Below are 2,980 nucleotides of genomic sequence, written 5' to 3' on the forward strand. Positions count from 1 at the left end.
CAGCGTTCACCCCGTGGAAGCTGGGCGAGAAGGTCGACGACCCGCTGGCCATGTACCTGTCGGACCTGTGCACCCTGCCGACCAACCTGGCGGGTCACCCCGGCATGTCGGTGCCGTCGGGTCTGTCGGCCGACGACAACCTGCCGGTGGGTCTGCAGATCATGGCGCCCGCGCTGGCCGACGACCGCCTGTACCGGGTGGGCGCGGCCTACGAGGTGGCGCGCGGCGCGCTGCCGAGCCCGAGCGCGGTCTGAGAAATTCTTCCCGAGCGGGGCGTGCCGGTTCGAAAGAGCCTGGTACGCCCCGCTGGTGGCGGTGTGCCCGCCGGTGGTGGGTGTCTACGCCACCGCGCGGCGGCCGACGCCCGCCGTCATCGCGGTGAAGCCGGCCCGCAGATGCTTGCCGAGCGCCACCGTCACCACGGGGCTCAACCAACCGGCGAGGGTGAACCGGGACTCGTAGCGGCACCGGTCGGGGCCCAGCGGGACGACGGTGTGTGAGCGCAGGCTGTGCAGTGCGCCCAGCGGCACCGGCTTCATGGTGTAGCTGAACTCGACGCCCGGGGTGTGGGTACGGATCCATTCCCGCTGCGGACGACGGTTGCTGCCCAGCTGGACCCGCATGTCGATGGGCGAGCCCGGTTCCAGCGTGCTCGACGCCTCGTAGCAGAAGGTGTTCCACTCGCCGTAGCGCTCGAAATCTGTGAGCACCTCCCACACCTTCGCGGCGGGGGCGTCGATCTCGATCGTTTCGTCGATGACTAGAGACATGTGTGAAAACTAGGACATGTTCTAGTTTTCGGCAACCGCATCAGACGAAGCGCCGCCGGAACTTGCGCAGCGCGTCGATGATCACGGCCGAGGCCGCTGTCACCGCGAACAACCCGAGGACGGTGCGCGCGAGCGGCCAGAGGTTGGGCCGGTCGGCCGGGTCGGTCTGGGCGAAGACGTTCTCGACCACCGGTGCGCCGTACTCCTGACGCCGCGAGTTCACGTCCACGGCGGTGAACGCGATATCGGCCATCACGCCGCAGCGAGCACGGGAGAACTCGTCGTCGCGCAGCTGACACGAGGCGTGGATACGCCGGTTCAGCGCCGCGTCCACCGAGCGGCGTGCCCATCCGCCGAGGGGTTCGTCGACCCGCTCGGCGTAGCGCAGTACGTCATAGCCCAGGTCGTGCGCCTTACACGCCGACTCGAACTCGGCGGGCAGCGTCACCGGTGAGGAGCAGCCGCCGTTCGGGTTCACCAGTAAGCCGTCCAGCTGGACGGGGTCGTAACCGAACTTGTAGCCGAAATCGCGGGGGATGAGCGAGGTGGCATCCGGGCTGTCGTCGATGAGCGCGCGGACCGCGGCGGCGGCCGCGACGTTCTCGCTGCCGGCCGGGGTGGTGCCGCCCATGGCGCCCGGTGCCGACATGACCACGGCGGCGGCCATGGCCAGCCCGGCCGTGCACAGCGCGACACCGCTACGACGGCGGTGCTGCGCGGAATCGGGGGACGGCGCGGAGGCGGCGGAATCTGCGGTACGGGCCCGAGCAGCGGCGGGTACCGGGCGAAGCGGGGTGTTCATGGCCTCCGACGGTAAGGAGCGGGTCACGCGGCGGGCATCCCGCTACGGACTTGTTTATCGGGGCGCGCGGGTGGCAGGCCCGGCGCCGGGGTCACACCAGGGTAGGGGGTCGTATTCGGTTCGTGGGTATGAGGTCCGCTGACCGGACGGTTCGTAGGCTCACTGTCATGACCGCACCACTGCGCCCCGCCGCGCGAGGAATACCCGCGCGCACCTGGTTCGACTTCGCAACGGTGCTGGTCGCGCTGATTTTGTACAGCATCGCGTGGCCGACGTTGTTCGTCACCCACGAGGTCTCGCCGGTCACCGCGCCCCTGCTGTCGGCCCTGGCGGCCTTCCCCATCCTGTTCGTGCGGGTCAACCCGGCGATGGGGTGGGCGATCTCCGCCGGCGCCGCGCTGCTGTTCTCGATCGGCATGCAGCCGGGTGCCGACAACGATCTGCCCTTCCAGGTCGTGCACATCATCGTGCTGTTCGTGCTGTTGTTCGCGGTGGCGTTGCGGGCCGCGGTGCCGATCGTGGTCGTCGCCTGGGCGGCCACCTCGATGCTGTTCGCCACAACGATGCCCGGCTCGGACACCGGTCCGCTGTGGGGCTGGGCGATGGGGTTCGGCGCGCTGGCCCTGTTCGGCTATCTCGTGCGGATCCTGCTGGCCTCGCGGCGCAAGCTCGAGCGGCAGGAAGAGGTGACCGAGCTCGAGCGCGCGCGCCGGGCGATCCTCGAGGAGAAGGCCCGCATCGCCCGTGACCTGCACGATGTGGTCGCCCACCACATGTCGATGGTCGTGGTGCAGGCGCAGACCGCGCCGTACCGGATCGACGACCTCGACCCGGCCTCGCGCGCCGAGTTCGAGTCGATCGGCGCCACCGCCCGCACCGCGCTCAACGAGATCCGGGGCCTGCTCGGGGTGTTGCGCAGTGACGGCCAGCTGCCCGAACACGCGCCGCAGCCGCGCGCCTCGGACGTGCCCGCCCTGTGCGCGTCGGCTCTGCGTGCGGGTCTGCCCGTCGACTGGACGGTGACCGGGGATCTGGAATCGGTGCCGGAGACGACCGGGCTGGTCGTCTATCGGGTCGTGCAGGAGTCGATGGCCAACTGCGCGCGGCACGCACCGGGTGCCGCGGTGCACGTCGCGGTGGCGGTCGATCCCGGGGAGGTGAGTGTGACCGTGCACAACGCGGCGACCGCCACGGTGCCCCAGCCCGGTGCGGGCGGTGGTCACGGCATCGACGGCATGCGTACCCGCGTTGTCGCGGTCGGCGGTGAGCTGCACGCGGCGCCCACGCTCAGCGGCGGATTCGAGGTCTCGGTGAGATTGCCCACCCACTAGGGTGACTGGGTGGCTATTACCGTTTTGATCGCCGACGACCAGGCGATGGTGCGCCAGGGTTTCGGCGCCCTGCTGGG

Annotated in this window: 4 protein-coding genes and 1 pseudogene; 3 read left to right on the forward strand and 2 right to left on the reverse strand. The window is 70.1% G+C overall.

Going from position 1 to position 2,980, the window contains the following annotated elements; all coding sequences use genetic code 11:
• Positions 1 to 254: amidase family protein (locus ACFWF3_RS30450; protein ID WP_379317125.1), on the forward strand; the 254-nt coding region annotated here is incomplete at its 5' end.
• A gap of 84 nt (positions 255 to 338) precedes the next feature.
• On the opposite strand, the gene ACFWF3_RS30455 is transcribed toward ACFWF3_RS30450, so the two are convergent.
• Both ACFWF3_RS30455 and ACFWF3_RS30460 read right to left on the reverse strand, forming a co-directional pair.
• Complete coding sequence (locus ACFWF3_RS30455; protein ID WP_379317127.1) at positions 339 to 770, reverse strand: SRPBCC family protein; 432 nt, start codon at positions 768 to 770, stop codon at positions 339 to 341.
• Between the two features lie 40 nt (positions 771 to 810).
• Positions 811 to 1,572, reverse strand: coding sequence for a hypothetical protein (locus tag ACFWF3_RS30460; RefSeq protein WP_379317129.1), 762 nt, complete (start codon positions 1,570 to 1,572; stop codon positions 811 to 813).
• A gap of 167 nt (positions 1,573 to 1,739) precedes the next feature.
• Here ACFWF3_RS30460 and ACFWF3_RS30465 point away from each other — a divergent pair, with 167 nt between their 5' ends.
• Both ACFWF3_RS30465 and ACFWF3_RS30470 read left to right on the forward strand, forming a co-directional pair.
• Entirely contained in the window at positions 1,740 to 2,903 is a 1,164-nt protein-coding gene (locus ACFWF3_RS30465; protein ID WP_379317130.1) for a sensor histidine kinase, read from the forward strand.
• A 9-nt stretch (positions 2,904 to 2,912) separates the two neighbouring features.
• Positions 2,913 to 2,980 (forward strand): annotated as a pseudogene (locus tag ACFWF3_RS30470) (DNA-binding response regulator); the annotation flags it as partial.

This window comes from Nocardia sp. NPDC060220 (genome assembly GCF_042727815.1).
Classification (GTDB): Bacteria; Actinomycetota; Actinomycetes; order Mycobacteriales; family Mycobacteriaceae; genus Nocardia.

Coding starts and splice junctions, on each gene's coding strand:
- ACFWF3_RS30465 (WP_379317130.1), top strand. CDS start 1,740: ATGACCGCACCACTGCGCCCCGCCGCGCGAGGAATACCCGCGCGCACC.
- ACFWF3_RS30455 (WP_379317127.1), bottom strand. CDS start 770: ATGTCTCTAGTCATCGACGAAACGATCGAGATCGACGCCCCCGCCGCG.
- ACFWF3_RS30460 (WP_379317129.1), bottom strand. CDS start 1,572: ATGAACACCCCGCTTCGCCCGGTACCCGCCGCTGCTCGGGCCCGTACC.